This window comes from Streptomyces pactum, assembly GCF_002005225.1.
GTDB classification, from domain to species: Bacteria; Actinomycetota; Actinomycetes; order Streptomycetales; family Streptomycetaceae; genus Streptomyces; species Streptomyces pactum_A.
Genome location: NZ_CP019724.1, coordinates 150,810 through 167,379, shown reverse-complemented (window position 1 = coordinate 167,379; position 16,570 = coordinate 150,810). Strand labels below are relative to the sequence as shown.

Sequence of the window (16,570 nt, the reverse complement as noted above, 5' to 3'; positions counted from 1 at the left end):
GGACCCGGCCCGGCGGCAGCGCGAGTCGCCCTGAGACCGGCGGAGAGGTGCTCCGTGGTCCCAGGGCGACTCGCGCTGCCCCCCGGGGGAGAGGGGGAGAGGGCGCCGCGCCGGCCGTCAGGCCAGCGCCTCCAGCTTGGGCACGATCTCGGCGGGGGCGGGAAGCGTCGCGATCTCCTTGGCGAGGAACTGCGTCCGCTCGGTGTAGCTCGGGTTCTCCAGCAGTTCCCGGCAGGCCTCGGCGATCACTTCGCCCGGAGCCCTGTCGGGCTCCTGCGCCTGCGGCCACAGCGTCTTGCCGGCACCGAAGCCGGTGATGGCCTTGGCGATGGCCTCCCGGTGGTAGTTCGGCGGGAACTCCGGCGGGTTCTCCGGGATGACCAACTGCGGCACGCCGTTGGCCATGAGGGTCGTCGCGGTGGTCGCCCCGCCGTGGTGGACCGCCAGGTCACAGGTGGCGGCGGTGACGTCGATCGGGATCCAGCCGACGCGCGCGTCGCCCAGCTCGGAGCCGAACCGCTCGACGGCGCCGGGGTTCGACGCGATCAGCGTCTCGGCGCCCAGCTTGTCCAGCTCCCTGACCAGCAGCGGCATGGACCAGCCCGGGTCCCGGAACATCAGGCTGCGGAAACCGGAGGTGATCACCACCCGCCGGCGCCCCTCGGGGCGGGTGTACATCCAGCGCTCCAGCCGGCGCTGCGGGTTGCTGGGGATCCAGCGCATCGGCTGCGCGGCCGGGTCGTGGGACGGCCGCAGCGACGGCGGCGTCGAGTCCAGGAGCAGGTCGGGCTTGAGGAGCCCGTCCACGCCCAGCCGCTCCATCTCGGGGCGCAGCTCCTGCTCGGCGCCCGGGTCGATGCCGGTGAGCGGAATGCCCAGGTACTCGATGTGGCGCACGTACGGGACCTTCAGGTGGGCGGCGAGCAGCATCGCGGCGTAACTCTGCGAGCTGCCCACGACCACGTCCGGGGTCCAGTCCCTGGCCAGCTCCAGCAGGGACCGGACCCCGGCCAGGCCCATCCTCGCGAAGCCGCGGCCCTGTCCGAGCATCTCCTCGTCGCCCAGCTCCCGGGGGAACCGCAGGCCCTTGCCCGGGTTGGTGATCCGCATGAAGTGCCGGATCGGGTCGACGGTGAAGCAGAACGTGGGAAGGCCGATGGCCTCCGCGGTCTCCACCCACGGTTCGTGGGCGGCCAGCACGACGTGGTGGCCCGCGTTGCGCGCGGCCGTCGCCAGCGGGGCAGCGGCATAGTAGGTGGCCTGGCTGCCCGTGGTTATGAACAGGATTTTCATGGCACTCCGGATGCTTTTCGTGGGACGCGGCCTACAGCATTAGCGGACAGTACCGATGGTCCTCAGTGCCGCCTTTTTCTGTCAAACACCAGCAATTGACAAGCCTGTTCAATCGCGGATTTCCCGCAGTTGAACAGGGTATTCGCCCGATCTCGTTGCGCAGCCCTCGGACGCTGACCATCATGAGACCGGTACGTGTGGCCAGGAAGCCTCAGAAAAATCGGATCCCGAAAGTCGGTGGCACGCATGAACAACCTGATCTACAAAGCCCGTATGGCCCTGCGTGACGTCATGGAAGTGAACATCTACAGCCAGGGAAACGACAAGGTCTACCTGACCGTTTTCCCGGAGCTGGTCTGGGAGGGCACCGAGAAGACGCAGCCGGAAAAGGTCGTCCGGAACGTCATCGGCCGCCTCCACGACATGGACCTGGACGTCGACGGCGGGGAGTCGGCCGTCCGGACCCTGCTGGACTCCGGCGCCGTCGAGATCGTCCGCAAGGCCGCCTGACCGCGCCGCCGGTACCCGCACACCGGCTTTCGCCGCGCACGACCCCGCCCGGACACCCCCGGGCCGCCCCCTCGAGTGCCCGCGCCGACCACCGCCGCGGGCACTCGCCGCGTCAGTGGTGACCGCCGCCCGCGGGCCGGTGGGCGGCCGGGCCGACCACGAGCGGGCGCACCATGTGCTGCTCGTGCTCCAGCATGTGACAGTGGTGGACCCCCCTGCCGACGACGGGGAAACGGACCGCCACGGTGACCAGCTCGCCCGGGGTGCCGTTCGGACCGGGGATGATCTGGCCGGCCGTACCCACCCTGACGGTGTCCTTCTCCCCGAGCTCGTGCGGTTCCAGCTCCGCCGCCCCCAGGAACGCGACCGGCCTGGCGGAGCCGCGCACGACCCGGTCGAAGCCGGTCACGTCGTAGTTCTCGCGGGACAGCACCTGGAAGTGGGCCAGGTGGATGTGCATGGGGTGCGGAGCGGCGGCGAGGTTGAGGTACTTCCAGATCTCCACACCCCGGTGCGCCACGGTGAACGCGTTGCCGTCGTCGTAGCGCATGGCCGTCCGGCGCAGCGTCGTGACCGTGCCCTCGGCGTCCTCGACCTGGACGACCCCGGCGGACGGGAACGCGATCCCCTCCGCGTCGGCCCGCTCCACCTCCTCCATCTCCCACAGTTCGGGCACGTTGGCCGAGCCCGGCCCGACCAGCACCACCCACCGGGGCCGGCCGCCGTGCGGCAGGTCGTGGTGCGTGGACCGTCTGAAGGCGGGCGAGAGTCTCCCGGGCGGCGTGAACCGGCCGGCGGATCCGCGGCCGGCCACGCGGAACTGCATCACGTCGGGCTCCAGCAGGTCGTGCCGGGTGCTGGAGCCGCCGGGCACAACGCCCTCCATCGTGTTGACCAGCTTGACGGACCGGCCGCGGAACGCACTGAAGTCGACCAGCACGTCGGCGCGCTCACCGGGGGAGAGGTTGAGCGCCCCCTCGACCGGCAGCGGCCTGTCGATCAGCCCCTGGTCGCTGCCGATCACCTGGAAGGCCCCGGGGACGGGCCGGCCGTCGGCCAGCAGCATCAGCCGGTAGATCCGGGAGTTGGCCGTGTTGACGATCCGGAACCGGTACCAGCGCGGCTGGACCTCCAGGTAGGGCCAGACCACACCGTTGACCAGGGTGTAGGGGGCCGCGTGCGCACGCATGAGCTTCGCGTTGACCATCTCCACCTTGTGGACCAGGCGTCCGGTGAGGGCCCCCGATCCGTCCAGCGCGAAGTTGCGGTCACTGAGGACCAGCGGCACCTCGTGGCCGCCCCGGGGCAGGCCCAGCGCACGCTCCTGCGCGTCGCGGCAGACGAACAGGCCCGCCAGACCGGCGTACACGCTGAAGCGGCTGACGTGGTGGGTGTGGTCGTGGTACCAGAGCATGGTCGCGGCCTGGTCGTTCGGGTACGCCGACAGTTGCTCCTCGCCCGGACCGACGAGGTTCTCCATCCAGCCGTCGTTGCCGCCGCCGGTCAGCATGCCGTGCAGGTGCACCGCCGCCCACGGCCCCAGGTCCGCCACCCCGGGCACCTCCCGGCAGCCCTCGGTGCCGGGATAGTTGGACAGCGGGTCGGGCATGGGACCGCCGGGCCGGCCGAACTCGACGGCGGTGACCGGCATGTTCCCCGTCAGGTGGTTCTCCCAGACGACCCGCAGCCGGCGGCCGCGGACCGTCTCGATCGTCGGCCCGGGGTAGCTGCCCTCGTACGTCCACATCCGCACCGGCGCCAGCTCCGAGTGCACGGTGACGTCGGCGGTGCGCAGGCGCACGGTCAGTTCGTCGTGCCCGCCGCGCCCACGCGGACGCAGCACCGGCGGCGTACGCAGCGGATCCCTGAACTTGGTCAGCAGCAGCCCGTCCGCCGACGGCTCGGCACCTTCGGACGCCGCCCCGCCCGGGACGGCGAAGACGGAGGACGACGGCACGAGCGCGCCCAGGCCGGCCACGGCACCGCCCCGCAGCAGGGTGCGCCGGTTGATCCCGGGCGAGCTGGGTATTTCGGCAGACGCAGTCTCCATGCGCCGGATCGTAGGCAATGACCCCTCCAGATCCGCTCGAAGACCGCTGCACGGCACGGCCGTTCACCGGCCGCCCCGGCCGCCCCGGCGGGCCGCGCGGCCCGCCGCCTACACGGCCGCCATCTCGGTGTCCCGGCGCACCAGCGTGGCGTAGTGGCCGCCGAGGGCGAGCAGCTCGTCGTGCGTGCCCCGCTCGGCGACGCGCCCCTGCTCCAGGACGAGGATCTCGTCGGCGTTGCGGACGGTCGACAGCCGGTGTGCGACCGTGATGGTGGTGCGGCCCGCGCTCGCCGCGTCGATGGCCTTCTGGACGGACCGCTCGGTCTGGGTGTCCAGCGCGCTGGTGGCCTCGTCGAGCACCAGCACGGGCGGGTCGCGCAGGATGGCGCGGGCGATGGCCAGCCGCTGCTTCTCCCCGCCGGAGAACCGGTATCCGCGCTCGCCGACCACCGTGTCGTAGCCGTCGGGCAGCGACATCAGGTAGTCGTGGATGTGCGCCACCCGCGCCGCCGCGACCAGCTCCTCGTCACTCGCGTCGGGCTTGGCGAACCTCAGGTTGTCGGCGACCGACGCGTGGAAGAGGTAGGTCTCCTGGGAGACGACACCGACGGCGGCGGCGAGCGTGTCGAACGACAGGTCGCGCACGTCGACGCCGTCGATCGTCACGGTGCCGGACGTCGCGTCGTACAGACGCGGTATGAGATAGCTCAGCGTGGTCTTGCCCGACCCGGTCTCCCCGACGACGGCGAGGCTGTGCCCGGCGGGAACGGTCACCTCGACACCGTCCAGCGTCGGCCGCTGGGCGCCCGCGTAGCGGAACCCGACCCCGCGCAGCCGCACCTCGCCCCGCAGACTCGCCGGAACCACCGGCCGCTCCGGCTCGGCCACGTCGACGGGCAGGTCGAGGTACTCGAAGATACGCCCGAACAACTCCAGTGAACTCTGGATGTCCAGACCGATGGTCAGCAGCCGCTGCGCCGGCCGGAACAGGATCTGCTGGAGGGTGGCGAAGGCGACCAGCGCGCCGATGGAGATGGACATCCGGCCGCCGCTGCCGGTCAGCCCCGCCACCCAGTAGATCACCGCGGGCATGGCCGCCATGACGACCCAGATCGTGGACTGGTACCACAGGCCCGCCGTACTCGCGCGCACCTCGATGTCGGTGAGCTTGCGGGACTGACCGGCGAACGCGTCGCTCAGCGAACGCGAACGGCCCATGGTGTGACCGAGCATGATGCCGCTGACCGACAGCGACTCCTGCACGTTCGACGACAGGTCGGCGAACTGGCGCTGCCGCGCCCGGGTGAGCACGCGCAGTTCGTCCCCGACGTGGCGGCTCACCCAGACGAAGCCCGGCAGGACGACCAGCGACGCCAGCGTGAGCCGCCAGTCGAGCAGGGCCATGGCGGTGACCGTGGTGATGACGGTGGTCACGTCCGACACCAGCGCCGTCGCGGTGGTCGTCACGGTCACCTGCATCCCGCCGATGTCGTTGGCGATCCGCGACTGGACCTCACCGGTACGCGTCCGGGTGAAGAAGGCCAGCGACATCCGCTGCAGATGGGAGTAGACGGCGGTGCGCAGATCGTGCATGACGAGCTGGCCGACCCTGGCGGACAGATACGTCTGCCACACGTTGAACGCGCTGTTCGAGACCGCGACGACGACCATGCCCAGGGCGAGCAGGGACAGCAGTCCGGTCCTGCCCTGCGGCAGCGCCACATCGATGATCTCGCGGATCAGGAACGGGTTGACCAGGGAGACCAGGGAGGACGCCGCGACCAGGAACCCGACGGACAGCAGGCTCCTGCGGTACGGAACGAACAGCTTGAGGATGCGCCGCTTGTGCACGGGAACACGCGCAGTGGCCGACCCGGTGGTGGTCACCCTGTTCTCCTTGTCCTCGGTGGTGAACGGTCGGTTGCCGCGGGCCGCGGTCACCTCTCACAGGTGCTTGACCGGTCTCACAGGTGCTTGACCGGAGCCGTCCACCGGACGAACTCCTCCTCCGACAGCGGCGGCAGGCACGGCTGCTCGGCAGGCGGGATCGCGTACCCGCTCCAGGGGTGCGGCGGGTGCGTGCCGTACCACCCGAACCCCATCCATGTGAGGCCCACGCCGAGGCTCCTGCCGATGGCCCTCGTGGCGGATGCGCGCCGTGCCCGCATGACGGTCTCCGTTTCGCCGGTCAACCATTCACCGCCACCTTGGTGGACGCCTCTCAAGGATCAGCGGGTGATCCGTCGAGTCCCGCTGGAGGCAGCGCCGAGCCGGCGAGCGCCTGCGGCCGTGGGCGATGACGGGCAGGGCAGGGCGGAGCGGACCGGACGGTGCAGCACGGGACGGTTCAGCTCCTCACCAGCAGGCCGCGGCTGCGCAGGACCCATCGCTCCAGGGGGCTGAAGACGAGGAGGTCGATGGCGATGCCGACGGTCAGGATCAGCAGGATGGCTTCGAAGACCATGGCCATGTCGCTGGCGTTGCGGCCGTTCTCGAGGAGCTGGCCGAGTCCGACGCCGAGGTCGGGGAAGGAGGCGATGATCTCGGCGGCCATCAGGGAGCGCCAGGAGAACGCCCAGCCCTGCTTGAGGCCGGCGACGTAGCCGGGCAGCGCGGCCGGCAGGACGATGTGCCAGGTGCCCTTCAGTCCCGTGGCGCCCAGTGTGCGGCCCGCGCGCAGGAAGACGGGGGAGATCTGGTCGACGCCGGAAACCAGGCCGTTGGCGATGGAGGGTACGGCGCCGAGGAGGATGACGGCGTACATCATCGAGTTGTTCAGGCCGAGCCAGATCACGGCGGGCGGAACCCAGGCCACGGAGGGCAGTGACTGGAGGCCGGAGAGGATCGGGCCGATCGCCGCGCGGACGAACCTGACCCGTGCCACGAGCAGCCCCAGTGGTGTGCCGATCACGAGGGCCAGCAGGAAGCCGGACAGGCCGCGCGAGACGCTGGTCCAGATGTAGCCGAGCAGTTCGCCCTCGAGCCATGCCTGGTGCAGGACGTGCCACACGTCGGACGGGGCGGGCAGTTTGGTCGGGTCGTCGACGATCTCGAAGGTGACGAGCCCCTGCCATACCGCGAGGACCAGGAGTACGGCCGCGGCGGGCGGCAGGATCTTCTCCACGAGGGTCTGCCGGAAGGGCTTGCGGCCCTGCTGCACCGTCTCCAGTGCGTCCAGGCCCGCCTCGAGGCCGGCGAGGTCGCCGCCGTCCCCGGCGCCCGGGCCCTTGGCGGGACGCGTCGTGTCAGTGCTGGCCATGGCGGCGGATCTCCCCACGCAGTTCTTCGGTGATCTCGAGGGACAGTTCCGCCACGGCGGTGTCCTCGATGCGGCGCGGATGCGGGATGCCGACGGTCCACTGGCGGGCGATGCGTCCGGGACGTGAGGAGAGCAGCACCACGCGCTCCGCGAGCCGGACGGCCTCGCGGACGTTGTGCGTGACGAACAGGACGGACAGCTTCGTCTCGCGCCAGATCCGGGTCAGTTCGTCGTGCAGCACGTCTCGCGTGATGGCGTCCAGCGCCGCGAACGGCTCGTCCATCAGCAGCACCCTGCTCTCCTGGGCGAGTGCCCGGGCCATCGCGACCCGCTGGCGCATGCCGCCCGACAGCTCGTGCACCCGCTTGCCGTGCGCGCCCTTCAGCCGGACGAGTTCGAGCAGCTCCTCCGCCTTGTCGCGGCGCTCGGACTTGGGCACGCCGCGCAGCTTCAGGGCGAGTTCGATGTTCTTGCCCGCGGTCAGCCACGGGAACAGGGCGTGCTCCTGGAACATCAGGGCCGGCCGCCCGTCCGTGGTGATCGCGCCGGCGCTCGGCTTGTCCAGGCCCGCCACCAGGTTCAGCAGGGTGGACTTGCCGCAGCCGGAGGCGCCCAGGAGGGTGACGAACTCGCCGGGTGCGACGTCGAGGGTGATGTCGTCCAGGACGAGCTGTTGTCCGGCCGGGCCCGGGAACGACTTGGAGACGTGCTCGATCCGGGCGGCGTGCGTGGCCGCCGCGGTGTCCTCGCCGGCCTTGGCGAGAGTCGTGGTCGTGGCCGTGGCGGCGTCGACGGTCTCGGCGTCCTCGATGGCGTCGGCGGCCGTGGCGAGGGGCGCGGTCGTGGCCATGGTCGTCACCTCCTGGTCCCTGGTCGTGGTCCGGGCTCACTGCCGACCGCCGAGCCCGGCGTCGTCGACCGCGGGCAGGTCCTCGGCCTTGAGGACCTTGTTGAGCAGCGTGAGGTCGTAGATGCCGTCGAGGCCGGGCTGCTCCAGCAGGCCCGCCTCCACGGCGTGGTCCGCCTGGGCCGCGAGGGTGGCGGCCAGCGGGTCGTCGGTCACCTGGAACGACTCCCACGCCGGGCCGAGCACGTCGGCGGGCAGCGCCTTGCCGACGTCGCTCCGGATCTGCTCGTTGGCGGCGTCCTTGGCTTCTTCCGGATGGGCCGCGATCCACCGGTTGGACTCCACGGACGCCCTCAGCACCGCCTCGACGGCCCTGGGGTGCTCCTCGAGGAACTCCTGGCGCACGACGATGTTGGTGGTGACGAACTCCTCGTCCGGCCACAGCGTCGACTCGTCCAGCAGCACTGTGCCGCCCTGGGCGACCAGCCGGGACGCGGTCGGCTCCGGTACCCAGGCGCCGTCGACGGACCCGGACTCGTATGCGCCCGGGGTCACCTTGTTGTCGCTGCGGACGACCGTCACGTCGCCCTTGCCGCTCTGCGCGTCGACCTTCCAGCCCTGCTCGGCGATCCAGTTGAGGAACGCGACGTCCTGCGTGTTGCCGAGCTGAGGGGTGGCGATGCGCTTGCCCTTGACGTCCTTCAGGGACTTGATCTCGTCCGGGTTCACCACCAGCTTCACCCCGCCGGAGGCCGACCCGCCGATGATCCGCAGGTTCCTGCCCTCGGACCGGGCATAGCCGTTGACCGCGGGGGAGGGGCCGATCCAGCCGATGTCGATCGAGCCGGAGTTCAGCGCCTCGATCGCGGACGGGCCCGCGTTGAAGACCGCGTACCTGGCCTCGGTGGCGCCCAGTTCCTTCTGGAAGAAGCCCTTCTGGTTGCCGACCAGCGCGGTGGCGTGCGTGACGTTGCCCAAGTAGCCGATCCGGACGGAGTCCAGACCGTCGGTCTTCTCGGCCCCGGCGGCGATCCGGACACCTCCGTCGTCCTTGGCCTGCGAGCCGTATCCGCAGCCGGCGAGGACCAGCAGCGGCAGGGCGGCAAGGAGCGCCAGGGCGCGGCGCGGGGCGGTGGTGGCAGGCACGGGAGGTGTTCCTCTCGTCGGCCCGGCGGCCGCGGTCGGCCGAGTCGTGGGATGCGTCGCTCACGCCGTGGCCGGGCCGTCCGCGCAGACAAGCCGGGGGAGCCCAGGGGGCCCATGCTTAGAAGTCCCACCCGTCGTCGGTCTCGTGCTTGACGGGCTCCGGGGTGGCGAACGACTCGCCGGCCATGCCGGCGGTGAGGGTGGTGCCGTCGCTGGGGTCGATCAGGATGAACGAGCCGGTGCGGCGGGAGTCGGCGTAGGAGTCGGCGGGCAGCGGTTCGGCGGTGCGGATCTTGACGCGGCCGATGTCGTTGGCGACGAGCTGCCCGGGGTGCGGGTGCAGGGACAGGTCGTCCAGCGTGAGCCGGGCCGGGATGTCCTTGACGATCGCCTTGACGGTGCGGGTGCCGTGCTTGAGGAGCACCCGGTGGCCCACGGTGAGGGGGGCGTCGGCGACGTGGCAGACGGTGGCCTCGACGTCCTGGCTGGTGGCCGGGGCGTCCTTGCTGGGCACGATCAGGTCGCCGCGCGAGATGTCGATGTCGTCCGCGAGCAGCAGGGTGACCGACTGCGGTGTCCAGGCGGCGTCGACGGGCTCGCCGAGCAGGTCGATGCCGGACACCGTCGAGGTGCGGCCCGAGGGCAGGACGGTGACCTCGTCGCCGATGCGGAAGGTGCCGGCGGCGATCTGTCCGGCGTAGCCGCGGTAGTCGGGGTGCTCGGCGGTGCGCGGGCGGATCACGTACTGCACGGGCAGCCGGGCGTGGCAGTGCGCCAGGTCGTGGCTGACCGGGACGGTCTCCAGGTGCTCCAGGACGGTCGGGCCGCCGTACCAGTCCATGACCGCGGACGGCTCCACCACGTTGTCCCCGGCGAGGGCCGAGATCGGGATGGCGGTGACCTCCGGGACGCCCAGCTCGAGGGCGTAGGCCGTGAACTCCTCGGCGATGGCGGCGAACACGGGCTCTTGGTAGTCGACCAGGTCCATCTTGTTGACGGCGAGGACGACGTGCGGCACGCGCAGCAGGGCGGCGATCGCGGCGTGCCGGCGGGTCTGCTCGACGACGCCGTTGCGGGCGTCGACCAGGATGACCGTCAGCTCGGCCGTGGAGGCGCCGGTGACCATGTTCCGGGTGTACTGCACGTGCCCGGGGGTGTCGGCCAGGATGAAGCGCCGGCGGGGGGTGGCGAAGTAGCGGTAGGCCACGTCGATGGTGATGCCCTGCTCGCGTTCGGCCCGCAGGCCGTCGGTGAGCAGCGCGAGGTCCGGGGCGTCCTGGCCGCGGCCGGCGGAGGCGCGCTCCACGGCCTCCAACTGGTCGGTGAGGACCGACTTGGAGTCGTGCAGCAGGCGCCCGACCAGGGTGGACTTGCCGTCGTCGACGGAGCCGGCGGTGGCGAACCGCAGCAGGGTCGTCTCCGACAACTGCCAGACCGAAAACGCCTCGGCGGCCTCGGCAGGCTCGGCGGGCTCGATGGGCTCGGCGGGTTCGGTGGGTTCGGTGGGCTCGATGGGCTCGGTGGGTTCGGTGGTGCTGGTCATGGTTAGAAGTACCCCTCGCGCTTGCGGTCTTCCATCGCGGCCTCGGACATCTTGTCGTCGGCACGCGTCGCGCCGCGCTCGGTGAGCCGGGAGACGGCGATCTCCGCGATCACCTTCTCGATGCTGTCGGCGTCCGAGTCGACGGCGCCGGTGCAGGACATGTCACCGACCGTGCGGTAGCGCACCCGCCGCTTGACGACCCTCTCGCCGTCCTTCGGCCCGCCCCACTCACCCGCGGTCAGCCACATCCCCGCACGGGCGAAGACCTCGCGCTCGTGGGCGTAGTAGATCGCCGGCAGCTCGATGCCCTCACGCGCGATGTACTGCCACACGTCCAGCTCGGTCCAGTTGGACAGCGGGAAGACCCGCACGTGCTCGCCGGGGGCGTGCCGGCCGTTGTACAGGTTCCACAGCTCGGGGCGCTGGCGGCGCGGGTCCCACTGGGAGAACTCGTCCCGCAGCGAGAACACCCGCTCCTTGGCCCGCGCCTTCTCCTCGTCGCGGCGCCCGCCGCCGAAGACCGCGTCGAACCTCTCCGCCTGGATCTTCTCGGTCAGCGGCAGCGTCTGCAGCGGATTGCGGGTACCGTCCGCACGCTCCTTGAGCACACCGCGGTCGATGTAGTCCTGCACGGAGGCCACATGCAGACGCAGACCGTGCTTGTCGACCGTGCGGTCGCGGTAGTCGAGGACCTCGGGGAAGTTGTGCCCGGTGTCCACGTGCAGCAGCGAGAACGGCACCGCCGCGGGCGCGAACGCCTTCAGCGCCAGGTGCAGCATCAGGATCGAGTCCTTGCCGCCGGAGAACAGGATCACCGGCCGCTCGAACTCACCCGCCACCTCACGGAAGATGTGCACCGCCTCGGACTCGAGGCCCTCGAGGTGCGAGACGGTCACGGGCACCTGTGCCAGAGGCCGCTGCGCCAGAGCCGTCATGCCAGGCCCCTCTCGCTCAGGAAGGAGTGCAGTTCGGCGGCGGTGTCGGCCACCGACCTGCCCTGTGTCCTGATCCGCAGCTCCGGCCTCTTCGGCACCTCGTACGGGTCGTCCACCCCGGTGAGCCCCGTCAGCTCACCCGCGGCCTGCTTGGCGTACAGGCCCTTCACGTCCCGCGCCGAGCACACCTCCACCGGCGTCGCCACGTGCACCTCCAGGTACTGTGTGCCGTTCGCCTCGTGCCGCCCGCGCACCGCGTCCCGGCTGTCCGCGTACGGCGCGATGACCGGGACCAGCGCCGTGACGCCGTTGCGGGCGAGCAGTTCGGCCACGAATCCGATGCGCTGCACGTTGGTGTGCCGGTCCGCGCGGCTGAACCCCAGCCCCTGGGACAGGAACCGGCGGATCTCGTCGCCGTCGAGCACCTCGGCCCTGCGGCCCGTGGCGTGCAGCCGCTCGGCGGCGGCCCGGGCGAGGGTGGTCTTGCCCGCGCTCGGCAACCCGGTCAGCCACACGGTGGCGCCGCGCTCACCGGTGGCGGCTGCGACGGGCCGGGCGGTGGCCCCGGCGGCCAGGGTGTGAGCTGTGGTCACGGTGATGCCCTCCTGAGCGTGAGGTGACGTGACAGGGCGGGTGACTCTCAGACGGTGGCGAACTCGGCCGGGGCCCGGCCGAGGGTGAACCCGGCCAGGGTCCGGCCGAGCACGTCCATGTCGATCCGGTGCCAGGAACCGGGCAGCTCCAGCGACCGCCCGTTGGGCAGCGCCGCGGCGGTCGCCCGTGCCGCCGCCCGCAGCCAGTCGCTGGTGCCGGTGCTGTTGAGGACGAGGGTCTGCGTGGCGTACCCGGCGAGCCGGTCGGCCGGGACGTCGCAGTCGCCGCAGATCGCCAGGTCGTAGGCGAGGGTGTGGGCGTTCGCCTCGTTCACCGTCCAGACGGGGCCCTTGCGCCACTGTGCGACCGTATCCGGGGTCAGGCCCAGGAAGCTGCCCAGGTAGTACTCGACCGCTTCCCGGCGACGGTCCTCCTCCATGAGGACCCGGAGGGTCTTGGCGACGTTCCACGGCGGCTTCGGGAACCCGTCGACCCGGTAGAACGGCTCGTGCAGCGCCAGTTTCGAGATCGGGGCACCGGCGAGCGCCGCCTCGATCGCCAGGTTCGCGCCCGACGAGCCGGCGAACACCACCGCCGGCCCGCCGGCCTCCCGGATCACCGCCTCGAGATCCTCGATCTCGCGCTCGACGGCGTACTCGGGGCGGTCGCCGCTCTGGCCGCGTCCGCGGCGGTCGTAGACGTAGGTGGTGCAGTGCGGCGCCAGCTCCGGGACGAGCGCGTCGAAGATGGTGTGGTCGCGGAACGAGCCGTTGAGGAGCACGATCGGCGGGCCGTCACCCGTCTTCTCGTAAGCGATCGTCGTGCCGTCCCGGGAAACGACCTTGCGCATACGTACTCCTCACGCCGAACGGAGGTGCTCTCACCTCCCCGCCTGGCGGCATCCTCGATCGCTTCGCTGGACCACGGGTCGAGGACCGGTCGTGAGTCCCCTGCGCCGTGCTGGGCCGCCGAAGCCGTGCGACCGCTGCCGCCTCGTCCCCGCCGTCCCTCCCGGCCCGCCCGCCCGAGCCGCCCACGAGCCGGGCCACAGCCGGACTCGATGTGCGGGTGCTGTCATGGCGGGGACGAAGTGAGGCGCGGGGGCAGCCGTCAGCGGCGCGTCGGTCTTGTGGCAGCACCGGCGGCGACAGTGGTCCGGGCCCGTCCCGTTCCGTCCTGCCGCCGACCACCGGGAGACCGACATGAGCGACCGGGTCGAACTCGGCCGGGTGCACGCCGCGCTCATGTCGCTGCCCGGTGTGCGGGACGCGGCCGTCCATGTGGCCCAAAACGTCCCGGGCGGCCGGCGGATCGTCGCACACATGGTGACGCGCGCCCCGCTCGCCGAACTGCGTGCCGCCCTGGAGTCGCAGCTTCCCTCCCACCTGGTCCCGGCCCGCTTCCACCGGGTGCCGCACATCCCCCTGCGTCCCGACGGCAGCACCGACCGGCCGGCGTTGGCGGCGCTGACCTCCCCGGAGCCGGACACCACCGCCCCGGCACCGGTGCGGGAGGCGGACGAGCAGGCCGTGCGCCGTGCCGCCGACACGGACCAGGGACCACCGGAGACCGTGCCGGTCACCCCGCAGCAGCACACCCTGCTCCTGGACGCGCTCGCCCACCGCGGCACCGGCCGCCACGTGGAGCAACTGCACTGGCGCTGGCGCGGTCCGCTGGACACCGACCGGTTCACCGCGGCCTGGCAGTCGGTGTCCGACCGGGAGACCGTCCTGCGCGCCGCCTTCGACTGGGAGAGCGGACCGCGCCTGGTGCTGCACGAGCACGCCGGCATCGAAGTCGTCCGGCACCCGGCCGCCGGCGTGGACTTCGAGGAGCTGAGGGAACGTGACCGGCTGCGCGGCTTCGACCTGCGCCGCCCGGGCCTGCTGCGGCTCAACCTCGTCGACGAACCCGAACCGGCCGACGGCGGCCCTGCGTGCGTCCGCGTCCTGCTCACCTTCCACCACGTCATGCTGGACGGCTGGAGCGTGTCGGTCCTGCTCCAGGAGTTCCACCGCGCCTACCTCGCCGGCGGCCGGCTGCCGGGCGGCGACCGGCGCCCCGACATCCGCGACTACGCGCACTGGCTCGCCGCCCAGGACACCACCCCCGCACGCGACTTCTGGTCCTCGGCCATCCCGCCCGGCACCGCCCTGGTGCTGCCCGCGACGCCCGGCCCGGACACCGGCCTGCACGGGACCGGCCGGGCCGAGGCCCGCCTCGGCGCCGCACACGCCGACCGGCTGCGCGCCTGGGCGGCGTCCTGCGCGGCCACCGAGGCCGGCGCGCTGCAGGCCGCGTGGGCGCTGCTGCTGTACCGGGCGGCCCGCACCCCGGGGCCCGCCCTGGTGGGCTTCGGCGTCACCGTTCCCGGCCGCGGCATCGCCCTCGACTCCGTCGAGCGGCTGCCCGGCCTGCTGATGAACGCGCTGCCCATGACCGTCCGGGTCGACCCCGCCGCGGCCGTGACCAGGCTGCTGGCCGAACTGCGCGACCGCGCCCTGGACCTGGCCTCCTACGAGTGGGTGTCGCTCGGGCAGATCCACCAGTGGAGCGGGCGCCGCGCCCAGGACAGCCTCGCGCAGAGCCTCATCGTCTTCGAGAACACCCGGCGCCGCTCTGACGGCCTGCACTCCGCGCTCGCCGCGCAGGGCATCAGCGTCGAACCGCCCCGCGCGGCCGGCGTCCAGGGCCTGTTCCCCGTCTCCCTGCTCGCCCACCGGGACGTGGACGACGGCCTCGTCCTGGCCGCCGTCCACGACCGCGCCCGACTCGCCGACGACGACGCGACCCGACTCGTCGGTCAGTGCGCCCGGCTGCTGCGCGAACTGCCCCGCCTGAAGGGCGGCTCGGCGACCGTGGCCGACGCGCTGGCCGCCCTCGCCGACGAGCCGCGGGTGCGGATGGCCCGGGCACCCGCGGCGACCGCTTCCAGTGAACCGACCTGAGGAGAGCCCGGCCATGACCACCCACCGCCGTCGCGACACCCCGCCCGGCCCCCTCGACGGGCCCGGCCACCGAACGGCTGCGCCCGCGCCGGACCGAAGGACGCGTGATGGACGCGGAGCACCTCCGCATCGGCGTCGTGGGAGCCGGACCGCGCGGCCTGTCCGTGCTGGAACGGATCTGCGCCAACGAACGGTCCCACCCCTCGCCCCGCCGGGCGCCCCGACCACACCGTGATCCGCAGCGCGGCCCCGCTCGGCAGGACCCGCGCGAAAGACCTGCTGACGTGGGCCTCGCTCACCGCCGACCAGCAACAGCGCCCCCTGCTGGACGTACGGGGCACCCTCCCGGACGTCACCGCGCACCACACCGCGAAAGAACGCGAACGACTCCTCGACCCCACCGCCTACGTGGGCGGCGCACCGGCCCTGACCGCGCGTGCGCTCGCCCAGGTCCCGGCGGGAGACACACCACCCCCCCCACCCCCGCGTCGACGCGCACGGGGTGAACCCGGCGGCGCGGCGCGGCGGCGCGGCGCGGCCGGCGCACCGGCGGTCTTTCGGCACCGCGTCCGCACGTGGCCGATTCGAGCCGTGCTCCAGGCACGTCAGCGAGGCTCGGGACAACCGACGCGCTCCCACACGGCGACCGAGGAGGTGCGACACCATGCGGGACGGCTCACCGCTCACGCTCTACTGCTTCGCACACGCCGGCGCCGGCGTGTCCGGATTCGCGCACTGGCGCACCACGGCCGGCCCCGGGGTGACCGTCGCGCCGGTACTGCTGCCCGGACGGGGCGCCCGGCGCCGCGAAGCCCGCGCGACCTCACACGGCCAACTGCTCGACGCACTCCTGGGCCCGCTGGCCGGCCAGGCCGCCGACGGCCGCCCGTACGCACTGTACGGACACAGCCTGGGCGGCATCGTCGCCCACACCCTGGCCCGGGCGCTCATCGACCTCGGGCTGCCCGCCCCCGCCCTCCTCGCCGTCGGCGCGAGCCCCCCACCGCACGCCGCGGCACTGCGCCACGACGACCTCAGCGACGAACGGCTGCTGCGGTTCGCCGGCGACCTCGACGCAGCGCCGGACGGCCCCCTCGCCACTCCCGGCAGCCTCTGGCACCGCACCGTGCTGCCCGTGCTGCGGGACGACCTCCTGCTCGCCGCCGCCCTGCGCACCGCCGCGCTCGCCGACGCGGCGCACCGCCTCCTTCCCGTGCCCGTCCTGGCCGTCGACGGCCGGGACGACCCCGTCGTCGGCGCGGCCGCCCTGGACGGCTGGGCGCGCTGGACCACCGGCCGGTTCGTCCGGCGCACCGTCCCCGGCGACCACTTCTTCGTCCGCGGCCCGCACGCACCCCGCCTGATCGGGCGCGCCTGCCGCGTGGTGCGGCGCACTCGGCGCGTACCTGGGCTCATATCTGGAGGACAACTGTGAGGGACAACCG

The 16,570-nt window shown here is 72.3% G+C and carries 14 protein-coding genes; 3 read left to right on the top strand and 11 right to left on the bottom strand.

Features of this window, described 5'->3' with window-relative positions; translation table 11 throughout:
* Window positions 1-117: 117 nt before the first annotated feature.
* Window positions 118-1,293 (bottom strand): glycosyltransferase, encoded by a 1,176-nt coding sequence (locus B1H29_RS00570; RefSeq protein ID WP_055422242.1) that lies wholly within the window; start codon window positions 1,291-1,293, stop codon window positions 118-120.
* A 246-nt stretch (window positions 1,294-1,539) separates the two neighbouring features.
* Between B1H29_RS00570 and B1H29_RS00565 the strand changes: the two genes are divergently transcribed.
* On the top strand, window positions 1,540-1,803 hold the full coding sequence (locus B1H29_RS00565; RefSeq protein ID WP_055422342.1) for a hypothetical protein: 264 nt from the start codon (window positions 1,540-1,542) through the stop codon (window positions 1,801-1,803).
* A 112-nt stretch (window positions 1,804-1,915) separates the two neighbouring features.
* On the opposite strand, the gene B1H29_RS00560 is transcribed toward B1H29_RS00565, so the two are convergent.
* From B1H29_RS00560 to B1H29_RS00515, 10 genes are all read right to left on the bottom strand, one after another.
* A complete protein-coding gene (locus tag B1H29_RS00560; protein WP_055422243.1) occupies window positions 1,916-3,853 on the bottom strand; it encodes a multicopper oxidase family protein in 1,938 nt (645 codons plus the stop codon).
* 108 nt (window positions 3,854-3,961) lie between these two features.
* Entirely contained in the window at window positions 3,962-5,740 is a 1,779-nt protein-coding gene (locus B1H29_RS00555; protein ID WP_055422343.1) for an ABC transporter ATP-binding protein, read from the bottom strand.
* A gap of 77 nt (window positions 5,741-5,817) precedes the next feature.
* Window positions 5,818-5,970, bottom strand: a complete 153-nt coding sequence (locus B1H29_RS00550) for a hypothetical protein (protein WP_234393213.1) — start codon at window positions 5,968-5,970, stop codon at window positions 5,818-5,820.
* A gap of 230 nt (window positions 5,971-6,200) precedes the next feature.
* Entirely contained in the window at window positions 6,201-7,112 is a 912-nt protein-coding gene (locus tag B1H29_RS00545) for an ABC transporter permease (RefSeq protein ID WP_055422244.1), read from the bottom strand.
* A complete protein-coding gene (locus B1H29_RS00540; RefSeq protein ID WP_234393214.1) occupies window positions 7,099-7,962 on the bottom strand; it encodes an ABC transporter ATP-binding protein in 864 nt (287 codons plus the stop codon). The genes B1H29_RS00545 and B1H29_RS00540 overlap by 14 nt, the downstream gene beginning before the upstream one ends.
* Window positions 7,963-7,998: 36 nt before the next feature.
* Window positions 7,999-9,105, bottom strand: a complete 1,107-nt coding sequence (locus B1H29_RS00535) for an aliphatic sulfonate ABC transporter substrate-binding protein (RefSeq protein WP_055422245.1) — start codon at window positions 9,103-9,105, stop codon at window positions 7,999-8,001.
* Between the two features lie 118 nt (window positions 9,106-9,223).
* Window positions 9,224-10,648: a sulfate adenylyltransferase subunit 1 gene (locus B1H29_RS00530; protein ID WP_079159916.1), complete on the bottom strand. Its 1,425-nt coding sequence runs from the start codon at window positions 10,646-10,648 to the stop codon at window positions 9,224-9,226.
* Between the two features lie 2 nt (window positions 10,649-10,650).
* On the bottom strand, window positions 10,651-11,583 hold the full coding sequence (cysD, locus tag B1H29_RS00525; protein ID WP_055422247.1) for a sulfate adenylyltransferase subunit CysD: 933 nt from the start codon (window positions 11,581-11,583) through the stop codon (window positions 10,651-10,653).
* Entirely contained in the window at window positions 11,580-12,158 is a 579-nt protein-coding gene (gene cysC, locus B1H29_RS00520; protein ID WP_055422347.1) for an adenylyl-sulfate kinase, read from the bottom strand. The genes cysD and cysC overlap by 4 nt, the downstream gene beginning before the upstream one ends.
* 65 nt (window positions 12,159-12,223) lie before the next feature.
* A complete protein-coding gene (locus B1H29_RS00515; RefSeq protein ID WP_055422248.1) occupies window positions 12,224-13,027 on the bottom strand; it encodes an alpha/beta fold hydrolase in 804 nt (267 codons plus the stop codon).
* 352 nt (window positions 13,028-13,379) lie between these two features.
* Between B1H29_RS00515 and B1H29_RS00510 the strand changes: the two genes are divergently transcribed.
* Together B1H29_RS00510 and B1H29_RS00505 are read left to right on the top strand one after the other, a co-directional pair.
* Complete coding sequence (locus B1H29_RS00510; RefSeq protein WP_055422249.1) at window positions 13,380-15,125, top strand: condensation domain-containing protein; 1,746 nt, start codon at window positions 13,380-13,382, stop codon at window positions 15,123-15,125.
* A 664-nt stretch (window positions 15,126-15,789) separates the two neighbouring features.
* On the top strand, window positions 15,790-16,560 hold the full coding sequence (locus tag B1H29_RS00505; protein ID WP_055422250.1) for a thioesterase II family protein: 771 nt from the start codon (window positions 15,790-15,792) through the stop codon (window positions 16,558-16,560).
* Window positions 16,561-16,570 lie beyond the last annotated feature (10 nt).

Bases quoted from the DNA above. Each gene is read 5' to 3' on its own strand.
- B1H29_RS00505 (WP_055422250.1), top strand. From the start codon at position 15,790: ATGCGGGACGGCTCACCGCTCACGCTCTACTGCTTCGCACACGCCGGC.
- B1H29_RS00510 (WP_055422249.1), top strand. From the start codon at position 13,380: ATGAGCGACCGGGTCGAACTCGGCCGGGTGCACGCCGCGCTCATGTCG.
- B1H29_RS00540 (WP_234393214.1), bottom strand. From the start codon at position 7,962: ATGGCCACGACCGCGCCCCTCGCCACGGCCGCCGACGCCATCGAGGAC.
- B1H29_RS00530 (WP_079159916.1), bottom strand. From the start codon at position 10,648: ATGACCAGCACCACCGAACCCACCGAGCCCATCGAGCCCACCGAACCC.
- B1H29_RS00565 (WP_055422342.1), top strand. From the start codon at position 1,540: ATGAACAACCTGATCTACAAAGCCCGTATGGCCCTGCGTGACGTCATG.
- B1H29_RS00570 (WP_055422242.1), bottom strand. From the start codon at position 1,293: ATGAAAATCCTGTTCATAACCACGGGCAGCCAGGCCACCTACTATGCC.
- cysD (WP_055422247.1), bottom strand. From the start codon at position 11,583: ATGACGGCTCTGGCGCAGCGGCCTCTGGCACAGGTGCCCGTGACCGTC.
- B1H29_RS00545 (WP_055422244.1), bottom strand. From the start codon at position 7,112: ATGGCCAGCACTGACACGACGCGTCCCGCCAAGGGCCCGGGCGCCGGG.
- B1H29_RS00515 (WP_055422248.1), bottom strand. From the start codon at position 13,027: ATGCGCAAGGTCGTTTCCCGGGACGGCACGACGATCGCTTACGAGAAG.
- B1H29_RS00560 (WP_055422243.1), bottom strand. From the start codon at position 3,853: ATGGAGACTGCGTCTGCCGAAATACCCAGCTCGCCCGGGATCAACCGG.